The organism is Flavobacterium sp. 245 (assembly GCF_004362055.1).
GTDB lineage: Bacteria > Bacteroidota > Bacteroidia > Flavobacteriales > Flavobacteriaceae > Flavobacterium.
The window spans coordinates 247924-266336 of record NZ_SNXB01000007.1; the positions used below are offsets into that span (position 1 = coordinate 247924).

Annotated in this window: 16 protein-coding genes; 12 read left to right on the forward strand and 4 right to left on the reverse strand. The window is 34.5% G+C overall.

All coding sequences use genetic code 11. The annotated features are described in order from the left end of the window. Positions 1 to 53: 53 nt before the first annotated feature. From EV145_RS15095 to EV145_RS15110, 4 genes are all read left to right on the forward strand, one after another. On the forward strand, positions 54 to 617 hold the full coding sequence (locus EV145_RS15095; RefSeq protein WP_133526033.1) for a 2'-5' RNA ligase family protein: 564 nt from the start codon (positions 54 to 56) through the stop codon (positions 615 to 617). 264 nt (positions 618 to 881) lie between these two features. Then, on the forward strand, positions 882 to 1805 hold the full coding sequence (locus EV145_RS15100) for a helix-turn-helix domain-containing protein (protein WP_133526034.1): 924 nt from the start codon (positions 882 to 884) through the stop codon (positions 1803 to 1805). Between the two features lie 239 nt (positions 1806 to 2044). Continuing rightward, complete coding sequence (locus tag EV145_RS15105; RefSeq protein ID WP_133526035.1) at positions 2045 to 2767, forward strand: SDR family oxidoreductase; 723 nt, start codon at positions 2045 to 2047, stop codon at positions 2765 to 2767. 137 nt (positions 2768 to 2904) lie between these two features. Further along, positions 2905 to 3669, forward strand: a complete 765-nt coding sequence (locus EV145_RS15110; RefSeq protein ID WP_133526036.1) for an SDR family NAD(P)-dependent oxidoreductase — start codon at positions 2905 to 2907, stop codon at positions 3667 to 3669. 134 nt (positions 3670 to 3803) lie between these two features. Here the strand turns inward: EV145_RS15110 and EV145_RS15115 are convergent, their stop codons facing one another. The 3 genes from EV145_RS15115 to EV145_RS15125 form a co-directional block, all read right to left on the reverse strand. Next, positions 3804 to 4208, reverse strand: coding sequence for a hypothetical protein (locus EV145_RS15115; protein ID WP_243739269.1), 405 nt, complete (start codon positions 4206 to 4208; stop codon positions 3804 to 3806). A 171-nt stretch (positions 4209 to 4379) separates the two neighbouring features. Then, the gene (locus tag EV145_RS15120; protein ID WP_133526038.1) at positions 4380 to 5078 is read right to left on the reverse strand and encodes a LytR/AlgR family response regulator transcription factor; all 699 of its coding nucleotides are present in this window, start codon (positions 5076 to 5078) and stop codon (positions 4380 to 4382) included. Further along, entirely contained in the window at positions 5078 to 6115 is a 1038-nt protein-coding gene (locus EV145_RS15125) for a sensor histidine kinase (RefSeq protein WP_133526039.1), read from the reverse strand. The genes EV145_RS15120 and EV145_RS15125 overlap by 1 nt, the downstream gene beginning before the upstream one ends. Positions 6116 to 6279: 164 nt before the next feature. Here EV145_RS15125 and EV145_RS15130 point away from each other — a divergent pair, with 164 nt between their 5' ends. From EV145_RS15130 to EV145_RS15155, 6 genes are all read left to right on the forward strand, one after another. Beyond that, a complete protein-coding gene (locus tag EV145_RS15130; RefSeq protein ID WP_133526040.1) occupies positions 6280 to 7665 on the forward strand; it encodes a TolC family protein in 1386 nt (461 codons plus the stop codon). 12 nt (positions 7666 to 7677) lie between these two features. Further along, complete coding sequence (locus EV145_RS15135) at positions 7678 to 10962, forward strand: efflux RND transporter permease subunit (protein WP_133526041.1); 3285 nt, start codon at positions 7678 to 7680, stop codon at positions 10960 to 10962. Continuing rightward, the gene (locus EV145_RS15140) at positions 10952 to 12040 is read left to right on the forward strand and encodes an efflux RND transporter periplasmic adaptor subunit (protein WP_133526042.1); all 1089 of its coding nucleotides are present in this window, start codon (positions 10952 to 10954) and stop codon (positions 12038 to 12040) included. Before EV145_RS15135 ends, EV145_RS15140 begins: the two co-directional genes overlap by 11 nt. Positions 12041 to 12717: 677 nt before the next feature. Next, on the forward strand, positions 12718 to 13371 hold the full coding sequence (locus EV145_RS15145; protein WP_133526043.1) for a DUF4253 domain-containing protein: 654 nt from the start codon (positions 12718 to 12720) through the stop codon (positions 13369 to 13371). Positions 13372 to 13794: 423 nt separating this feature from the next. Further along, positions 13795 to 14265: a hypothetical protein gene (locus EV145_RS15150; RefSeq protein WP_133526044.1), complete on the forward strand. Its 471-nt coding sequence runs from the start codon at positions 13795 to 13797 to the stop codon at positions 14263 to 14265. A gap of 182 nt (positions 14266 to 14447) precedes the next feature. Next, positions 14448 to 15317, forward strand: a complete 870-nt coding sequence (locus tag EV145_RS15155) for a hypothetical protein (RefSeq protein ID WP_133526045.1) — start codon at positions 14448 to 14450, stop codon at positions 15315 to 15317. 25 nt (positions 15318 to 15342) lie between these two features. Here the strand turns inward: EV145_RS15155 and EV145_RS15160 are convergent, their stop codons facing one another. Then, positions 15343 to 15780, reverse strand: a complete 438-nt coding sequence (locus EV145_RS15160) for a cupin domain-containing protein (RefSeq protein ID WP_133526046.1) — start codon at positions 15778 to 15780, stop codon at positions 15343 to 15345. A 580-nt stretch (positions 15781 to 16360) separates the two neighbouring features. Between EV145_RS15160 and EV145_RS15165 the strand changes: the two genes are divergently transcribed. Together EV145_RS15165 and EV145_RS15170 are read left to right on the forward strand one after the other, a co-directional pair. Next, positions 16361 to 16954, forward strand: a complete 594-nt coding sequence (locus EV145_RS15165) for a TetR/AcrR family transcriptional regulator (RefSeq protein ID WP_133526047.1) — start codon at positions 16361 to 16363, stop codon at positions 16952 to 16954. A 244-nt stretch (positions 16955 to 17198) separates the two neighbouring features. After that, on the forward strand, positions 17199 to 18413 hold the full coding sequence (locus EV145_RS15170; protein ID WP_133526048.1) for an efflux RND transporter periplasmic adaptor subunit: 1215 nt from the start codon (positions 17199 to 17201) through the stop codon (positions 18411 to 18413).

Genomic DNA, 18413 nt, shown 5'->3' on the forward strand with positions numbered 1-18413 from the left:
TTCATTTCAAAAAAGGTATAAATTAACATTTAAGCAAATAAACCAAAATAAAAATGGAAAAGAAATACTCAGTTGTTTTTCATCCTTCAGAAAATGGAATTGAGATTATTAAAAAACTAAAATTAGAATTATTCAATGTAATTGGATGGTACGGAAGTTGCAATTCTGTAGCGCATATTACAATTGGCGGATTTAAAGCAAATGAAAATCAGCTTGATAAATACAGACAAAAGCTTTTTAAAATCGCTGATACTTTAACTCCTGTTCAAATTTATTTAGATCATTTTGATGCTTATGAGGAAAGTCGGGCTTTCTTTATATCTCCAAGTGAAGACTCTAAAATAAATTTAAAACCTATGATGAAAAAAATTCAGGAAGCACTTCAGATTTCCAGTAAAGACAGAAGCGACGATCCGCATATTTCAATAGGAAGAAACCTAACACCCGAAAACATCCAAATTGCTCGTGATTTATTCACTACAATTAATATGGAATTTTTATGTGATGCCATTATCTTAAGAGAATTTGATCCGATCAAAAAACAATATTTTGTCTTAGAAACGTTCCCTTTTGGCAATAATCCTCAACCGGAATTAATTCAGGGTAGCCTTTTCTAACCGCAATCCCGATAGCTATCGGGAGCAAAGGATTTTACGCAAGGATGCTAAATTTCACGCAAAGACGCAAAGTCGCAAAGTTTATTTCCTTTGCGACTTTGCGTCTTTGCGTGATTAAACAAGATCACTTTGCGAACATTGCGTAAAACCCTTGCGAACCTTGCGGTTAAATAACAACAAAGTAAAGCAACCTGAAACAAGAAAAACTTGAAACCTGAAACTAAAATCTATTTTTCGTATATTTGAATTTTACAATTCACATCTATGAAATCCCTAGATTCATTTTACCAAGATATTACCGAAGGTTCTTCTGTAGAACCAAGTTCATTATTACCCAACGACATCAAAAAGGAAATTGGCCACTTTAATGTTTTTGACATCAAAGAACTGCTGGAGAGAATGAAAGACAAGCCTTCTATGCCTTATGACAGAAGAGCTTACTACAAAATCAGTTTGATTCGAGGTAAAAACAGATCTGAGTATGCCGATAAAATAATCGAAATAGAAAAGCAGGGACTTCTATTTGCTACGCCAAAAATCCCATACAATTATATACCGCAAGACACCAATCAATCCGGTCAGTTTTGTGTTTTTACAAGTGAATTTTTATCTAAAAGTAAAAGCGGAATTGATCTAGATGAACTTCCTATTTTCGCTTCAGATGGTTATCCGATTTTTCAATTATCAGATGAAGAAGTTGAAGAAGTCGCGTTGATTTTCAACAAAATACAAAAAGAAATCAATTCTGATTATATCTACAAATATGATTTAATCCGAAATTATGTTGCCGAGTTAATTCACTTTGGGCAAAAATTACAACCTATAACAGCGCTATATTCTAAACATAATTCGGCAGCAAGAGTTTCTTCTTTATTTGCAGAATTATTAGAAAGACAATTCCCTATTGAATCGCCACATCAGCGATTAGAATTGAGAACTGCAAAGGATTTCGCTGAAAGATTATCCGTTCATGTCAATCATTTAAATAAAGTTTTAAAAGAAAACACAGGAAAAACAACAACCGAATTAATCAGCACCCGTTTAATAAACGAAGCCAAAATCCTTTTAAAACAAACGGATTGGAACATTTCTGAAATCGCTTTTTCTTTAGGTTTTGAAGAACTGGCACATTTTTCTAATTTCTTTAAAAAACAAACTTCGTTTACGCCAATTGCTTTTAGAGCTTAATTTTAGATTGCAGATTTTAGATTATTTACAATAGTTACCACAAAGTTTGGTCATTGCGAGGAACGAAGCAATCTCATTTGCTAAATAAAACTGATGACTAATACGAGTTCGGTTGCTTCGTTCCTCGCAATGACATAAAATGAGTTGATTTGAATTTCGCAAACATCGGTTTGAAATTTACAATTCCCCACCTCTACTTTGCTCCTACCTTTGTCTTATCAATTTAAAAGATCGAAAAGATGAATTTAGCAAACAACAAAATTTTAATAACTGGCGGTGCAAGTGGCATTGGACTCGGGCTTGCCGAACGTTTTATTCAGGAAAATAATACCGTAATTATTTGCGGACGAAGAGCATCTGTTTTAGAAGAAGTTAAAGCAAAATTCCCCACCGTAATTACAAAAGTATGCGACTTATCAGATGAAAAAGAGCGCATTGCGCTTTATGAATGGATTGCTGAAAATCACCCGGATTTAAATGTATTAATCAACAATGCGGGGATCCAAAAATGGGTTTCTGTTACCGATGCTGATTTCTACGAGAGCATGAAAACAGAACTTAGTACCAATATTGAAGCACCTCTTCATTTAACTTCTTTATTTATTCAATTAGAATCACTTACAACTGTAATGAATGTAACTTCCGGATTGGCTTTTTCGCCTTTTGCAAAAGTTCCAGTTTATTCGGCTACGAAAGCATTTTTCCGTTCGTTTACGCTTTCACTTCGTCACATTTTAAAGGCAAAAAATATTGAAGTAATCGAAATTATTCCGCCAGCATTAAATACCGATTTAGGCGGTGTGGGATTACACGACGCACATCCAAGTGTAGCTGACTTTATTGTTTCCATTTTCGAACAATTGAAAAACGGAAAACAGGAACTTACTTTTGGAACCAGCGAAACAAGACTAAACGCAAGTGTTCCAGAATTAAAAGCTTCATTTGAGGCATTACATTCATAATTAATAAGATCCAAGATGAAGGAAGCAAGAAGCAAGAGGCAAGATGTTTTACGATTTGCATCATATTTTTTTTCTTGCTTCTTGCTTCTTTCATCAACAATCTAAATCAACAATCTAAAATCTAAAATTCAAACAAAATGGCAGTAAATACAAAAATAGCTCTGGTTACAGGAGGAAGCAGAGGTTTAGGAAAAAACATGGCAATCTCAATTGCTAAAAAAGGAATCGACGTAATTATAACGTATAACAGCAAAAAAGAAGAAGCAGATTCTGTTGTAAGAGAAATCGAAAGTTTAGGTCAAAAAGCAGCTTCACTTCAATTGAATGTAGCCGATTCAGGAACTTTCGATGCTTTCTTCGGAAGTGTTTCTGAAGTGTTGAAAAACACTTTTAAAACCGATAAATTTGACTTTTTAGTAAACAATGCCGGAATCGGAATACACAATTCATTCATTGGAACAACTGAAGCTGAGTTTGATCAATTGACAAATATTCAATTTAAAGGTCCTTTTTTCTTAACCCAGAAAGCATTAAACGTAATGAATGACGGTGGCGGTATTGTAAATATTTCAACTGGCTTAGCGAGATTTTCTTTCCCAGGTTACGCTGCGTATGCTTCTATGAAAGGCGCAATCGAAACGTTGACCAAATATCAGGCAAAAGAATTAGGCGAAAGAAAAATCAGAGCGAATGTTGTGGCGCCAGGTGCAATCGAAACTGATTTTGGAGGCGGTGTTGTTCGTGATAATGAGCAATTAAATAAAAATTTAGCTTCAGCGACAGCTTTAGGAAGAGTTGGCTTGCCAGATGATATTGGTGGTGTAGTTTCTTTTTTATGTACCGAAGATGCACGTTGGGTAAACGCACAACGTATTGAGGTTTCTGGCGGAATGATGTTGTAATTTTCCATAAGCAAACCTAACAGGTTTTAAAAACCTGTTAGGTTTCGTTACAGTAATAAAAAACAAAACCCGACAGTTCTAAAAACTGCCGGGTTTGTCTTTTCAAATATATTGAATTAGTAAGCAAACATATTTTAATTTTTCTCGATTATGACATTAAAATCACCATCTTTATCAAAAACAACATCATAAAATTTGGAGTCTTTATTCACTCCAACTTCATAGGTTGTTTTATTTTTATCATCCACAACAACTGCTATTTCTTTAATAGCCTTTGGTGAATAATTCTTTTTCAGATAAACCTGTGCCTGCTGAGGCAATTTACTGAGAGGAATTTGCAATTGATATGCTTTCAAAACTCCTAAATTATTATAAATCGCCACTGCTTTTGTATTTTTATCTTTGTTGAATTTTGCTTCGTAGCGAACTTCATCATCATCATCACCAACATATTCTTCAGACCAAACTGCAGTTTTTCCGGGATATTCTTTCTCAAAAGCAAATTGCACCTTTTCTGGAGGTTTTATTACTTTCTTCATATTTGTCCCTTCTTGTGCAAAAAGAAAACCTTGGCATAAAAAAAGAATAATCAGCAAAAGACTTTTCATAATTCCTCATTTACAAATTAATACTCTTAAACTATCGTATTAAAATTACTACTTTTAAATTAAGATTAAATGAAGAGCTTAAAAAAAATTATCAACAATTTCTTATCTTTTTAATCGGTCTGATAATTCCCTTTTATATGTAATTCCAATTGGCAGTTTTTCATGTTTCACAACGACAAAATCCTTTTCAATTTCTTCAATTTTATCTAGAGCCACTATATACGATTTATGAATGCGCATAAAGTTTTTTTCGGGAAGACATTTTTCTAATTCAGTTGTAGTTATGGAAGCCAAATAAGTTCTTTTTAATGTATGCAGTTTAACATAATTTCCAAAACTCTGCGCATACAACAGTTGATCCAATTCGATATCAATAAAATATCCGTCAACTTTTACGCTAACCGAATTTATAATAGTTTCTTCTTCCTTAATTTTTACAGTTTCTGTTGAAAAAAAACGATCGATTGCTTTTAAAAATCTAGGAAAATAAATAGGTTTCAGCAAATAATCAATTACGCCGTAATCATAACTTTCAAGAGCAAATTCAGAGTAAGCTGTTGTTAAAATTGTTTTAGGATGATTCGGAATAATCTTCAATAATTCCATTCCCGAAATCTCCGGCATGTTGATATCTAAAAACATTAAATCAACATGATTTTCACGCAGATAATCCATCGCTTCAATTCCGTTATAACCTTGAAAAACCAATTCTAATTGCGGATTTTGTTTGATATAATTCGCCAAAACGTAATGCGCCGCCGGTTCATCATCAACAATTATACATTTTTTTGGCTCTTTCATTACATAAATTTTTTCAGCTGCAGTTTCAAATCAATTATATACGTTTTCTTATCGTCTTGAATATCTAATTTATAGTCTTTTCCATAAAGTAAATTCAATCTTTCAATAGTGTTTTTTAAACCAATTTTAGTCGAAACAACATCTGTTTTTTTTGTCGGAATTGAATTTACAACGTGCAGATGAAGCAATCCATTTTCGACCGTAATAAAAATTCGCACAAAACATTTTTCGATGGCACAAGTTCCGTGCTTAAAAGCATTTTCAATAAATGCAATTAAAAGCATTGGCGAGACTTTATACGCATTTTCATTGTCAATTTTACAATCATACGTAATATCACAGCGATAGCCAACACGCTCTTTTTCAAGCTGTACATAACTGTTTATAAATTCCAATTCATCTTCTAAAGTTACACATTGTTTATTATTGCTTTCAAGCTGATAACGCATTAATTGCGAAACCTTCATGATCAAATCTGGCGTTCGGTCTGGAAACTCTAAACTAATTCCGTAAAGCGTATTAAATGTATTGAATAAAAAATGTGGATTCAATTGCCCCTTCAACGAATTCAGTTGCATTTGGTTGAACAGCAAAGTTTCGTCGGTGTGTTTTCTGTGAATTCTGTAAAACTTAAAAACAATAATTGGACTTAAAATACAAACCAAAGTCCCTAAAACACTAGCTAACTGATAAATATAACTACGCTGATGTGAGTTTTGATACAAGCGGCAATTGCTGAATATATCGAGCATTGTAATCTCGTACAAAATGACCGAAAACACAAAAACTCCAAAGAGCGTAAGAAAAATATAAGTTACCGGGCGCTGGGTCTTAAATAATATTGGAAGAAGAAAAAAGCGATTAAACTGCGCATGCATGTACAAAATGCAATAGAAAAAAATTCCCATTAATATGGAAGTAACTGAACTGAAAAGCATCCAGTCATTTTTTAACGTATAAATTGTAAATGAAAAAAGGACAACAGCAATTTCCTGCCACCACTTGTTATCCAATATATTATCAAACTTTTTATTCATTTTTTAAACTTAAATAGTTTACAAAGTACGGACAAATATTTAATTATTTTTTCCAAAAAATGACAAATTCAATTGGTCATTTATTAGTGCAGTACATCACTTAACCTGACTTTTATCAGTGTAAGAGAAATAAATTTGCGTTTTAATTTCACACTTTGAGTTTTATGTATTTCAAAAAAATTACTTTATTATTTTTCTTGATTTTAGCCTCAAATGGTTATTCACAAACCTTGTCTTTAAAAGAAGCAATAAAAACGGGTCTTGAAAACTATGGTTCGATCAAAGCAAAAAACAATTACGCCAGTGCCTCAAAAGAGACATTAAAACAATCTCGACGTGATTATCTTCCTAATCTTAACTTATCAGCACAACAAGATTATGGAACTATTAATGGACAAAACGGTGCATTATATGGATTTAATGGTTTAGGAACTGCTTCTTCTGGACCAGCATTGCCAGAGCAAAACTGGAATTCTGCCTTTGGTGCTTTATATTTAGTCAACATGAACTGGGACTTTTTTACTTTCGGAAAAACTCAGGAAAAAATCAATTTGGCTAAAATTGATGTTCGAACCAAAGAAAATGATCTGAAACAGGAAATGTTTCAACAGGAAATTAAAATTTCTGCGGCTTATTTGAATTTATTGGCAAGCCAAAGGTTACTGATTTCACAGCAAAAGAATTTAAGCCGTGCAGAAGTTTTCAAAAAGACAGCTGTTGCCCGAGTTAAAAACGGATTATTAGCTGGAGTAGATTCGACCTTAGCAACTGCCGAAGTTTCAAAAGCAAAAATCGCACTGAATCTTGCCAGAAATTTTGTAAAAGAACAAAACAACAAATTGGTTGATTTAATGGGGGTTGCACCTCAGGATTTTATTGCAGATACTTTGTTTGTCAATCAAATTCCAAAAGAGGTTTTAAGATCAACAGCTTCAACTGATAGTCTCCATCCTCTATTACAGTTTTATAAAACCAAAATTGATTACAGCAACCAACAGGTTAAATTATACAAACGCTTTTATTACCCAACCATGAGTGCCTTTGGTGTTTTGCAGACCAGAGCTTCAGGTTTTGAAACAGGTTATGCAATAGATCAGTCAAATTTCAGCAGAAATTATTGGGACGGTGTTAATCCGGATCGTTCTAATTATTTGGTTGGAGTTGGAATTACTTGGAATTTGACGACACCTTTTAGAGCAAACAAACAAGTGACTTCTCAAAAATTTGTTTCGCAAGGTTTGCAGGAAGAATACAATCAAGCCAGCAGAGAATTGCAGTCACAACTGGCTTTCGCCGAAGATAAAATAAAGATTACGCTGGAGAATTATGTCGAAGCGCCAATTCAGGTCAATGCCGCACAACGTGCTTATATCCAAAAATCAACTTTGTACAAAAATGGCTTAACCGATTTGACCGATTTAACACAAACGATGTTCACGTTAAATCGAGCTGAAATTGACCGAGACATTGTCAACAATAATGTATGGCAGTCGTTTTTGCTAAAAGTTGCTGCGACTGGCAATTTTGACTTATTTATAAATGAATTTTAATTATAGAGCCTAATGAATTTAATACGTTTTGCACTCCGCAAACCCATCTCCATATTAGTATTGGTTGCGGGTCTATTTTTCTTCGGAATTGGTGCCATCAAAGATATTAAGGTAGATATTCTGCCAAAAATGAATTTGCCGGTTATCTATATTGCGCATCCTTTTGGAGGTTACACGCCAGACCAAATGGAAGCTTATTTTGCTAAGACTTATGTTAATATTCTTCCCTTTGCCAATGGTGTAAAATCGGTAGAAACCAAAAATATTCAGGGGTTAATGATTATGAAATTAACCTATTATGAAAACACCAATATGGCGCAGGCTGCAGCCGAATTAAGTTCACTTTCGAACAGGATTCAGGCAGCATTTCCTCCGGGAACACAGCCTCCGTTTATCATTCGTTTTGATGCTTCTTCTCTTCCAATTGGACAATTGGTTTTGAGCAGTAAAATACGTTCGAATAATGAATTACAGGATTTAGCCAACGTTTATGTACGTGCTTCGTTTACTTCAATTCCCGGTTTATTATCGCCAGCACCTTTTGGCGGAAGCCCAAGAACAATTGAGGTCAACGTAGATCCAGACTTGTTGCGTTCACACAACATGACGCCAGATCAAATTGTTGAAGCTATACGAATCAACAACCAGACCGCACCTTCTGGAAACGTGCGAATGGGCGATAAAAACTATATCACGCCAACAAATAATACCATCAAAGAAGTTAAAGATTTTGAAAATATTCCGTTATTCAAAGGAAGTGTTCAAAACCTAAAATTAGGTGATGTGGCAACCGTAAAAGATGGTGCCGATATTACACAAGGTTATGCTCTAGTAAACGGAAAACGTTCAGTTTACATCAGTATTGCAAAAGCCGGAGATGCTTCGACTTGGGATGTAGTTCAGAAATTAAAAGCAGAATTGCCTAAAATTCAGAGCACATTGCCAGAAGATGTAAAACTATCATATGAATTTGACCAATCTGTTTATGTAATCAACTCGGTTAAAAGTTTAATTACTGAGGGAATTATTGGTGCGGTTTTAACCGGATTAATGGTTTTATTATTCCTTGGTGACCGTCGTGCTGCTTTGATTGTAATTATGACAATTCCTATTTCGATTATTTCTGGGGTTTTATTCCTGAAATTATTCGGGCAAACGATCAACTTGATGTCTTTATCAGGATTGGCTTTGGCAATTGGTATTTTGGTGGATGAAAGTACCGTAACCATCGAAAATATTCACCAGCATCTCGACATGGGGAAACCAAAAGCGCTCGCCATTTGGGATGCCTGTCAGGAAATTGCGTTGCCTAAATTATTGATCTTGCTTTGTATTTTGGCCGTGTTTGCTCCGGCATTTACAATGGTTGGTATTCCGGGAGCGTTGTTTTTGCCTTTGGCTTTAGCAATTGGTTTTTCAATGGTAATCTCCTTTTTATTATCACAGACATTTGTTCCTGTAATGGCAAACTGGTTAATGAAAGGTCATGAAAAACACGAACATTCTCCTGAAATAACTGACGATGAAGCGGAGTTTAATGCCTGCGGATTAACTCCAGAATCTGAAAAAGATCTGATTATTCAGAAAAAAGAGTATGTTGAAAGATTAGATACCGATCAAAACGGAAAAATAAGTCCCTTTGAGCGATTTAAAGTTCGTTTTATGAGAACTTTGGACCGATTGTTTGTTCACAAAAAAATCACCAGTATTACGTATTTGATTTCTGCAACAGTTCTAGCAATCGTATTGCTTACTTTTATTGGGAAAGATGTTTTTCCAAAAGTAAATTCAAGTCAGTTTCAGTTAAGAATGCGTGCTACAGACGGAACTCGTTTAGAACGTACCGAAGAAAAAGCAATCATTGTTTTGAAAGAATTGAAGAAAATGGTTGGTTCAGAACACATCGGGATTTCATCTGTTTATGTTGGACAACACCCATCATTATTCTCTATCAACCCAATTTATTTGTTCATGGCAGGTTCGCATGAAGCTGTTTTTCAGGTGAGTTTAAAAGAGTACCATGCCGATATGGATGATTTTAAAGATGAGTTTAGAGCCCGAATCAAAAAAGTGCTTCCAGATGTAAAACTTTCTTTTGAACCAATCGAATTGACAGATAAAGTTTTAAGCCAAGGTTCTCCTACTCCAATCGAAGTTCGAATTGCAGGAAAAGACAAAAAACGAAATGAATTGTACGCCAATCAAATCGTAGAGAAACTAAAAGCAATTTCGTATTTCAGAGATGTTCAAATTGGACAGCCAATTCATTATCCAGCAATGAATATTGATATTGACAGAACACGCGCTGCCGAATTAGGCGTTGACATGAATGATATTTCGCGTTCGCTTGTTGCATCAACCTCATCTTCAAGATATACAGAAAAAAATACATGGGTCGATGAAAGAGCGGGATTATCATATAACGTTCAGGTTCAGGTACCGCTGAATCAAATGAAAAGTAAAACTGATATTGGAGAAATTCCAGTATTAAAAAATTCGCTTCGTCCCGTTTTAAGTGACGTTGCAAAAATTACACCTGGCTTTGTAAGCGGTGAAAACGACAATTTAGGGGCAATGCCATACATTACTGTTACAGCAAACATCAATCAGACCGATTTGGGGACGGCCACAAAAGATGTTGCAACAACAATAAATTCATTGGGTGAATTACCTAGGGGGTTATTCATTACACCAATTGGTTTAAGTAAAGTATTGGAGGAAACATTAAGCAGTTTGCAAGTTGGGTTATTGGTTGCCATTTTTGTAATCTTCTTAATGTTGGCCGCTAATTTCCAATCGTTCAAAGTTTCGCTGGTTATTTTAACAACAGTTCCAGCGGTAGTTTTAGGCGCTTTAATAATGCTGACATTAACTGGTTCAACATTGAATTTACAGTCGTACATGGGAATTATCATGTCGGTTGGGGTTTCGATTGCGAATGCCGTTTTATTAGTCACCAATGCCGAACAATTGCGAAAACGAAACGGAAATGCATTAGAATCGGCACGTGAAGCTGCGGCGCTGCGTCTTCGTCCAATTATCATGACATCTGTTGCGATGATTGCGGGAATGTTGCCAATGGCAATTGGTCATGGCGAAGGAGGCGATCAGGTTTCTCCGTTAGGAAGAGCGGTTATTGGCGGATTATTATTTTCTACTTTTGCCGTATTACTAATTCTGCCTCAGATATTTGCTTGGGCACAAGAAAAAACAACAACACAATCTGTTTCTTTAGATCCTGAAGACGAAGAAAGCATCCATTATATCTCATCTTTAAAACCAAAAAATGAACACTAAAATTATAAAATATAGCGCGCTGTTTTTTACAGCATTATTTTTCCTGAACAGCTGTAATTCAAAAAAAGAAGAAGTTGTTACGGCAGAAATCGAACCTAAAACAGAGACTTTTCTTTTGCAAAAAGAAAAACTGACTACCGAATTGCGTTTACCAGCCGAATTAACTGGTTTTCAACAAGTAGATTTATATGCAAAAGTGAGCAGTTTCGTAAAATTGCTTAAAGTTGATATTGGTACCAAAGTAAAAAAAGGACAGCTTTTGATTGTTTTGGAAGCACCTGAAATCAGTTCACAATTGGCTGCAGCCGAATCGAGATTAAAATCGATGGAAGCCATTTACGCAACCAGCAAAAGCACGTACAACCGTTTGTACGAAACCAGCAAAGTGGAAGGAACGATTTCTAAAAATGATTTAGAAATGGCCAACGGAAAGAAAAATTCTGATTATGCACAATATCAGGCAGCAGTTGCCGCGCACAAAGAAGTTTCGATTATGAGAGGTTATCTTGAAATCCGCGCTCCGTTTGATGGCGTTGTAGCCGCTAGAAATGTGAATTTAGGAACATTTGTTGGTCCGGCAGGAAAAGGTTCAGATTTGCCTTTATTGACAATTCAGCAGCAGGATAAATTACGTTTGGCAGTTTCTGTTCCAGAACTTTATACAGGATATCTGCATACTGGCGACGAAATGAGTTTTAATGTAAAATCATTGCCAGAAACGTTTAAAGCTACTATTACCAGAATGTCTGGTGCGTTAGATTTAAAACTGCGTTCTGAGCGTGTAGAAATGGACGTTCATAATACCAAAAAAGATTTATTACCTGGAATGGTTGCCGAAGTACTTTTACCGCTTAACGCAAAAGACAGCACATTTGTAGTGCCAAAATCAGCAGTAGTAAATGCGGCAGAAGGTGTTTTTGTAATCAAAGTAGTGAATCACAAAGCAACACGTGTTGATGTAAAAAGAGGAAGAGAAATCGACGATAAAATTGAAATTTTCGGTGATTTAAACCCAAAAGATAAACTGGTAAAAATTGCCAGCGAAGAAACTAAGGAAGGCGATACAATAAACGAATAACCTGCGTTTAGTCTTCTTTTTAGTAGATTACCCAAAAACTGTACGCATTTATTAATGCGGCATTTTAAAATTTGATTTGGTTTTAAAATGCAAATTAAAATTTTGCCTAAAAGGGCGGTGCTATTGGTGCCGCCCTTTTTTTTGTGGTAAAAAATTAGTCTCGCAATCCCAATAGCTATCGGGTTATTCCGTGTTCTGCATTTGGTGGGCAATATAACCCCGATAGCGCGGATTTGCAATCCGTGCCCGCAACAGTTTTACACAATGCAGGTATAACCAATCTTTGCGGGCACGGATTACAAATCCGCGCTATCGAATGTGTAGACATCGTGATGATTTTATTTATAGTTTTTGAAACCCGTTAGCGCGGATTTGTAATCCGTGCCCGCAACAGTTTTACACAATGCAGGTATAACCAATCTTTGCGGGCACGGATTGCAAATCCGCGCTATCGAATGTGTAGACATTGTGATGATTTTATTTATAGTTTTCTAAAGCGTTTAAAATGTTTATTTTTAAACGCTTTTTTATCAGCATTGTTTAAGACTTCTACTATTTTAGAAATAAAATTAACTTGTATTATTTGTAAGAAATTTTAAATATATTTGAAATCAAAGACCATCTTTTAAACTCTAATTCAAATCATTAAAATCATTATCCAAAACCAATTCATTAAAATGAAACAAAAACTACTACTTGCCACACTAGGAATCTCTTTATTATTTGGCTGCAGCCAAAAAAACAATTTAACCTCGACTGAAACCGAATTAGTAAAAAAAATAAACTTTAACTCCGATTTAATTGTAGAACTAAAAGAACTTACAAAAAGTGATTTTAAACAACTGCCCGCAATTGACGGAGAAACAGGAGAAATGTACAACGATAAGTTTTACGATGGTGTTTTTACCGAGACTACAGAAGATCAAGCTGTCGAATATGTAAAAAAGCTTAAAAATAAATTTAGAGAGAACGGTTATTTGATTTTTGAATTTGAAAGTAATGACAATAAAAAAGGAGTTGCTGTAATTAAAGGTACAGATGATCTAGACATTCTGAGATACAGAAGAACTGACGGAATTAACTATGATTTGGACAATACAGCTGTAGTTGAAAAAATTTCTGAATGGAAAACAAAATACGGTCTAATAGTAATAGGTTGCAGTAGAGATTGGGTTCATATTGAATTTGATAAATTACCATCTGATTTGGATTCTTTTTCAAAAGAAGTGTATGCTTTTTGTCCTGATTCTGTTGACCAAGGTGTTGGCAGTCTAAAAAATTTAAAAGAAGCAATTAAAGAAATGAATGGATTATGGTTGTGGTGGGATTAGTTATAGCGAGTAATTTTTCATAAATTAATTTTAGTAACTGCAAAACCTTCTTAATATCAAAAATTGTTTTACAAAACTCCGTTAGCGCGGATTTGTAATCCGTGCCCGCAACAGTTTTACACAATGCAGGTATAACCAATCTTTGCGGGCACGGATTACAAATCCGCGCTATCGAAATCTTCGATAAACATACAGCCAAAATGGCCAATCTTTGTCGAGCTACTTGCGAGGATTTCTCGTTCCTCGAAATGACAAACTAACGGAAATATTCTTATGAAAATGACTGGCCTAGCCCCGATAGAAGTGGAAATCCTTTTGTGCCGGGGTTCGGCACAAAAGATTGCCCCCAGCTGGCGCGAGCGTCTCGCTCGTGAACGCAAGATTGTGAAAAAAAATAGGATTAAATTGAATAAATAAATAAAAATGGCCCATTTTGTAAGATCTCGGATAACGACAAAAGACAAACTAACTGGTATACCTACCGAAATAATTCACTTTATCAGCAATTCATATATTCACTTTCCTCTACAAATTTCTTTTGCAATCGAAGATGTACGAAATGAATTTGGAAAATATGAAAGTATTGAGGAACTAAGTAAAAACAAATCTAATTTATTAGAAGAAACCTTAGAAATTATTGAACTAGTGGAAAGATTGAAAATTGAGAATTTTCTAGTCGAATTTCTTGAAGATGTTGGCGATCATTACCCACTTAGCGAATTCATTCAATTTGTAGTTGCAAACAAAAAAATAGTAAAAGAAAGCATTCTAAGCAACGTCGATGAAGAAGGAAATCTTTATTGTGAGTCTCTTCTAGGATTTGATTACCAACTTGAGGAAGCGCCCTTTACGTCATATGAAAGTGCAAAAAGAAAATACTTTAAACTGACATGAATAAGTAGACAACTACCTTAAATCTTTTTAATAATCAAGTACTTTAAATCTGTTTTTACAGCATTACTGCAACCATATTTTCATTTATGAATTCCTGAGTACTATATCTCTTATAAAAAAATGTAACTTTACACGCAACCTTTTAGCAAAAAACTCATCTATTTAATAAAAACTATATGAAAATGAGTAAGATTTTAACTTTAAGCATTATTACATTTTTACTTTTTAGCTGTTCTTCTGATAATTCAGAAGTTCAAAAAGAAGAAACATTAGACCTTGAACTGGCTAAAGGACCGAATTCATCTAAAATAAATCTGGCTATCGGAATTAAAGATAACGCTGATTTAAGTGTAGTTTTCAAAACCATAAACGAACTAAATTTTGATATTCGTCAAATGAACGGTTTTGTTTATCTTTCTAATACTGCTAAAAGTGATGTTCCAGATTTAAGAGATTTCTTAAATACAAAACCATATATAAAAACAGGTGCCTGGCAAGCTACAACGAGCAGTGTTTTTTACTACGAACCAGAAAACAAGACCTATATTGTAAATAGTTTTTTTGAAATGAATCTTAGCAATCAGGAAGATCTGCTAGGCATCATTTCGTCATTAAAACTACAAGAAAAGGATAAAGGGAACATCTGTTTGAGCATTCCGGAAGGAACGCAAACGTACTGGAAAACAGCAATGAAAAAATACTCGTTTGTCGAATGGACAGAAACATTTGATCAAGTTTGCGTGAGCTACGAGCAGGCGCCAGTAATTGTTGCTAATGTTCCATCTATAGGCAAAGTGAATGAGATAATTCCGATTGATATTACTTTTTCAACCCGTAATAGCTGTGGTGGATTTGATTCTGTTTCTGAAACAAATTCGGGAAATACCAAAACAATTACAATAAAAGCCAAATATGAAGGGTGCTTCTGTTTTCAAAGCATTGGAAACATCAAAACTATTTATAATTTTAAAGCCACAACAACCGGAACACATATTTTGAGATTTCCACAACCAAATGGAGGTTTACTAACGTATTCAATCAATATTCAATAAAATGAATTATTGTCATAAACCCATTTTACTTTAAATCCTTCTTTATAACCAAATACTTTAAGTCTGTTTTTCCTGCATTACTGATTCCGTGCTCAGCATTTGGTGGACAGTAAAAACTGGTGTTTGGTCCGGCTGTAACCGTTTTTCCGTCTAAGAAGAATTCGGCAGTTCCTTCTAAGATATAGAAGAATTCTTCCTCAGGATGGTGATGCGGCGCGTGTGTCGATTTCCCTGGTTCTACAATACTCATTTTGAGCGTGTTTTCCTGAGTGAAGTTTTTATCGGCAAACCAATATTGATATCCAACTTTTGTTTTTGTTGCTTTGGTTATGTCAAAATGATTGACGCAGTTTTCGATCGTGTATTGCGGTGATGCAGTTTCTTTTTTGGCTTCTTGGGAAAATGCTAAATGTTGAAAAAACAAGACCACAATTGTGGTTTTTATGGTTATAGATGTTTTCATATTTTTTTTTGTAATGTTACGAAAAAAAACCTCTCCACTGATTTGTGTTGTAATCTTTGTTATCCTTCCTTTTATGATTAAACTGGACTGAAGTCCAGCCCTACAATATAAATCATTCCTTCGGAATTTTTATTTTCATTGATATGAAAAAGAATGATTTTCTTTTTTGTTTTCAGTAATACATTTTGAATATATTTAATAGAAAAGAGCCAAAGGCTCAACCAATATTGTAGAGTTGGACTTCAGTCTAGCTAAGCATGCAATAATTATAAATATTAATGTCAAAATCTTATGAAAAAGACACATTCTCGATTAGCCCCGATCGAAATGGCATCCTTTTGTGGTGGGGTTCACCACAAAAGATATAATGTAGAGCGGGACAAAACGTCTTAAAAAACGAAAAACGTCTGCTCCTTTAAAAATTCACACAAGCAAAAATCCCAATAAAATAAAGGTTTTCCAGAGCTTTTGAAATCACTCTATGACACGATAAGAAAATATTATGATAAAATTATTTCATAATCAGAAAAAGCGCCATACATTTGCCTAACAGTGTTAAACAATTTAATACTTAATCAAAATGGCTAGTAAAGATCGAATTTTAAGACAAAAAGAAGAGACAAGAAATAACATTCTTGGGGCTGCTTATGACATCGTGAAAGAAGACGGCTGGAATGGTTTAAGTATGCGCAAAATTGCTGATAGGATTGAATATACTGCTCCTATTATTTATGAATATTTTTCTAATAAAGATGCTATATTGACCGAATTGACTGGTCAAGGGTTTATTAAACTGGCAAAAGAGTTAGAAAAAGCAAAAGCAAAATTTGAAAAGCCAGAAGAACAATTAGAAGCCATGTGGATGGCATATTGGGATTTTGCCTTTACAGATACCGAAATGTATCAGGTAATGTTTGGGGTTCAAATGAATTGCTGTTCGCAACAATGTTCGCTTTCAGATTCACCTTATATGATGTTTACAGCCGTTATTGCTGAAGTCATGAAAGACAGTAATCCGGATCCGGAAATTATTAAACAAAAGTATTTTACTTTCTTTTCTATCATTCATGGTTTGATTGCAATCAACATTATAAACAGAAATGGAGCATTAGAAAGTATCAACAATCAGATTTTGAAAGATGCTATTGGCGGTATCATCAAATCAATACAATAAAAAAATTTTTAATTTTACTTAACAGTGGTAAATCATTTAATTGGATAATATAAAATCCTTTTTTTTATAACAATCACTTAACACTGTTAGAAAATTTAACCTAAGTAATTTCGAGTTTTTTTACTCTTTTACTTAACAGTGATAAATCATTTAATACGATTTTGAAACAGAATAGAAAAGAGTTACAATAAGGAAATTTGCGCACTTAAACTTAACAACGTTAGAAAATTTAATATTATTAAATATGGATCCCGAGAATTTTAGAATACCACAATTTTTTAAAAGAAATGTTCAACCAATTAAAACCACTATGAAAATGAAAAATGTAATTATAACCAGTTTTATTCTGGCATTAGTATTAAGCAGTTGTGCTGATAAAAATCAGGCACCTACTGCTCCACCTCCACCGGTTTTACCAGTATTGGCCATCACAAGCGCAAATACAACCACTGACGCCGAATATCCTGCTGCTATACAAGGAACTGTTGATGTTGAAATTCGCCCTCAAGTAAGCGGAAATCTAGAAAGAGTTTATGTTGACGAAGGCTCTTATGTAAGCAAAGGACAAACCTTATTCAAAATAAACGAGCGTCCATTCCGTGAGCAGTTAAACAATGCTTTGGCAAGTCTTCACGCGGCAGAAGCGGCTTTGATCAACGCTAATTTAGAAGTTGACAAATTGACTCCTTTAGTACAAAATAAAGTAGTTTCTGATTATCAGTTAAAAACGGCTAAAGCTTCTCAAAAAATTGCTGCTGCAAATATTGAACAGGCAAAAGCAATGGTAGGTTCTGCTAAAATTAATTTAGGCTATACAAATGTTACAGCCCCAGTGAGTGGCTACATCGGAAGATTACCTAAAAAACAAGGAAGTTTAGTTTCTGCTTCTGATGTTGAAGCGCTGACCACTTTATCTGATGTTCATGAAGTGTTTGCTTATTTTTCTTTAGGAGAGACAGATTTCATCAACTTTAAAGCACAATACGCAGGAAATTCTCTTGGTGATAAAATCAAAAAACTTCCTCCAGTTACTTTGATTTTAGCTGATAACAATGCTTATCCTCAAACAGGAAAAATTGATATGGTTGACGGACAGTTTGATAAAACTACCGGAGCAATCACGATTAGAGCGACTTTCCCAAATGCAAACGGAACGTTACGTTCGGGAAACACAGGAAGAATCCGTTTAGGATTAAACCACGACGATGCGATTTTAGTGCCACAAGCAGCTACAATTGAAATGCAGGATAAAGTATTTGTTTTCACTGTAGGCAAAGACAACAAAGTAACTAAAATGCCTATTACCGTTGTGGGTAAAAGCGGAACCAATTATTTAATTAAAGAAGGTGTAAAAACGGGTGACCAAATCGTGTTAAGCGGTATTGACAAACTTCAGGATGGACAAGCGATTCAGCCAGAAAAATCAACTAAAGTTGCCGAAGTAACTAATAAAAAATAA

Excerpts from the sequence above, each read along its gene's own strand:
- EV145_RS15095 (WP_133526033.1), top strand. The coding sequence starts at position 54 with ATGGAAAAGAAATACTCAGTTGTTTTTCATCCTTCAGAAAATGGAATT.
- EV145_RS15100 (WP_133526034.1), top strand. The coding sequence starts at position 882 with ATGAAATCCCTAGATTCATTTTACCAAGATATTACCGAAGGTTCTTCT.
- EV145_RS15105 (WP_133526035.1), top strand. The coding sequence starts at position 2,045 with ATGAATTTAGCAAACAACAAAATTTTAATAACTGGCGGTGCAAGTGGC.
- EV145_RS15110 (WP_133526036.1), top strand. The coding sequence starts at position 2,905 with ATGGCAGTAAATACAAAAATAGCTCTGGTTACAGGAGGAAGCAGAGGT.
- EV145_RS15115 (WP_243739269.1), bottom strand. The coding sequence starts at position 4,208 with ATGAAGAAAGTAATAAAACCTCCAGAAAAGGTGCAATTTGCTTTTGAG.
- EV145_RS15120 (WP_133526038.1), bottom strand. The coding sequence starts at position 5,078 with ATGAAAGAGCCAAAAAAATGTATAATTGTTGATGATGAACCGGCGGCG.
- EV145_RS15125 (WP_133526039.1), bottom strand. The coding sequence starts at position 6,115 with ATGAATAAAAAGTTTGATAATATATTGGATAACAAGTGGTGGCAGGAA.
- EV145_RS15130 (WP_133526040.1), top strand. The coding sequence starts at position 6,280 with ATGTATTTCAAAAAAATTACTTTATTATTTTTCTTGATTTTAGCCTCA.
- EV145_RS15135 (WP_133526041.1), top strand. The coding sequence starts at position 7,678 with ATGAATTTAATACGTTTTGCACTCCGCAAACCCATCTCCATATTAGTA.
- EV145_RS15140 (WP_133526042.1), top strand. The coding sequence starts at position 10,952 with ATGAACACTAAAATTATAAAATATAGCGCGCTGTTTTTTACAGCATTA.
- EV145_RS15145 (WP_133526043.1), top strand. The coding sequence starts at position 12,718 with ATGAAACAAAAACTACTACTTGCCACACTAGGAATCTCTTTATTATTT.
- EV145_RS15150 (WP_133526044.1), top strand. The coding sequence starts at position 13,795 with ATGGCCCATTTTGTAAGATCTCGGATAACGACAAAAGACAAACTAACT.
- EV145_RS15155 (WP_133526045.1), top strand. The coding sequence starts at position 14,448 with ATGAGTAAGATTTTAACTTTAAGCATTATTACATTTTTACTTTTTAGC.
- EV145_RS15160 (WP_133526046.1), bottom strand. The coding sequence starts at position 15,780 with ATGAAAACATCTATAACCATAAAAACCACAATTGTGGTCTTGTTTTTT.
- EV145_RS15165 (WP_133526047.1), top strand. The coding sequence starts at position 16,361 with ATGGCTAGTAAAGATCGAATTTTAAGACAAAAAGAAGAGACAAGAAAT.
- EV145_RS15170 (WP_133526048.1), top strand. The coding sequence starts at position 17,199 with ATGGATCCCGAGAATTTTAGAATACCACAATTTTTTAAAAGAAATGTT.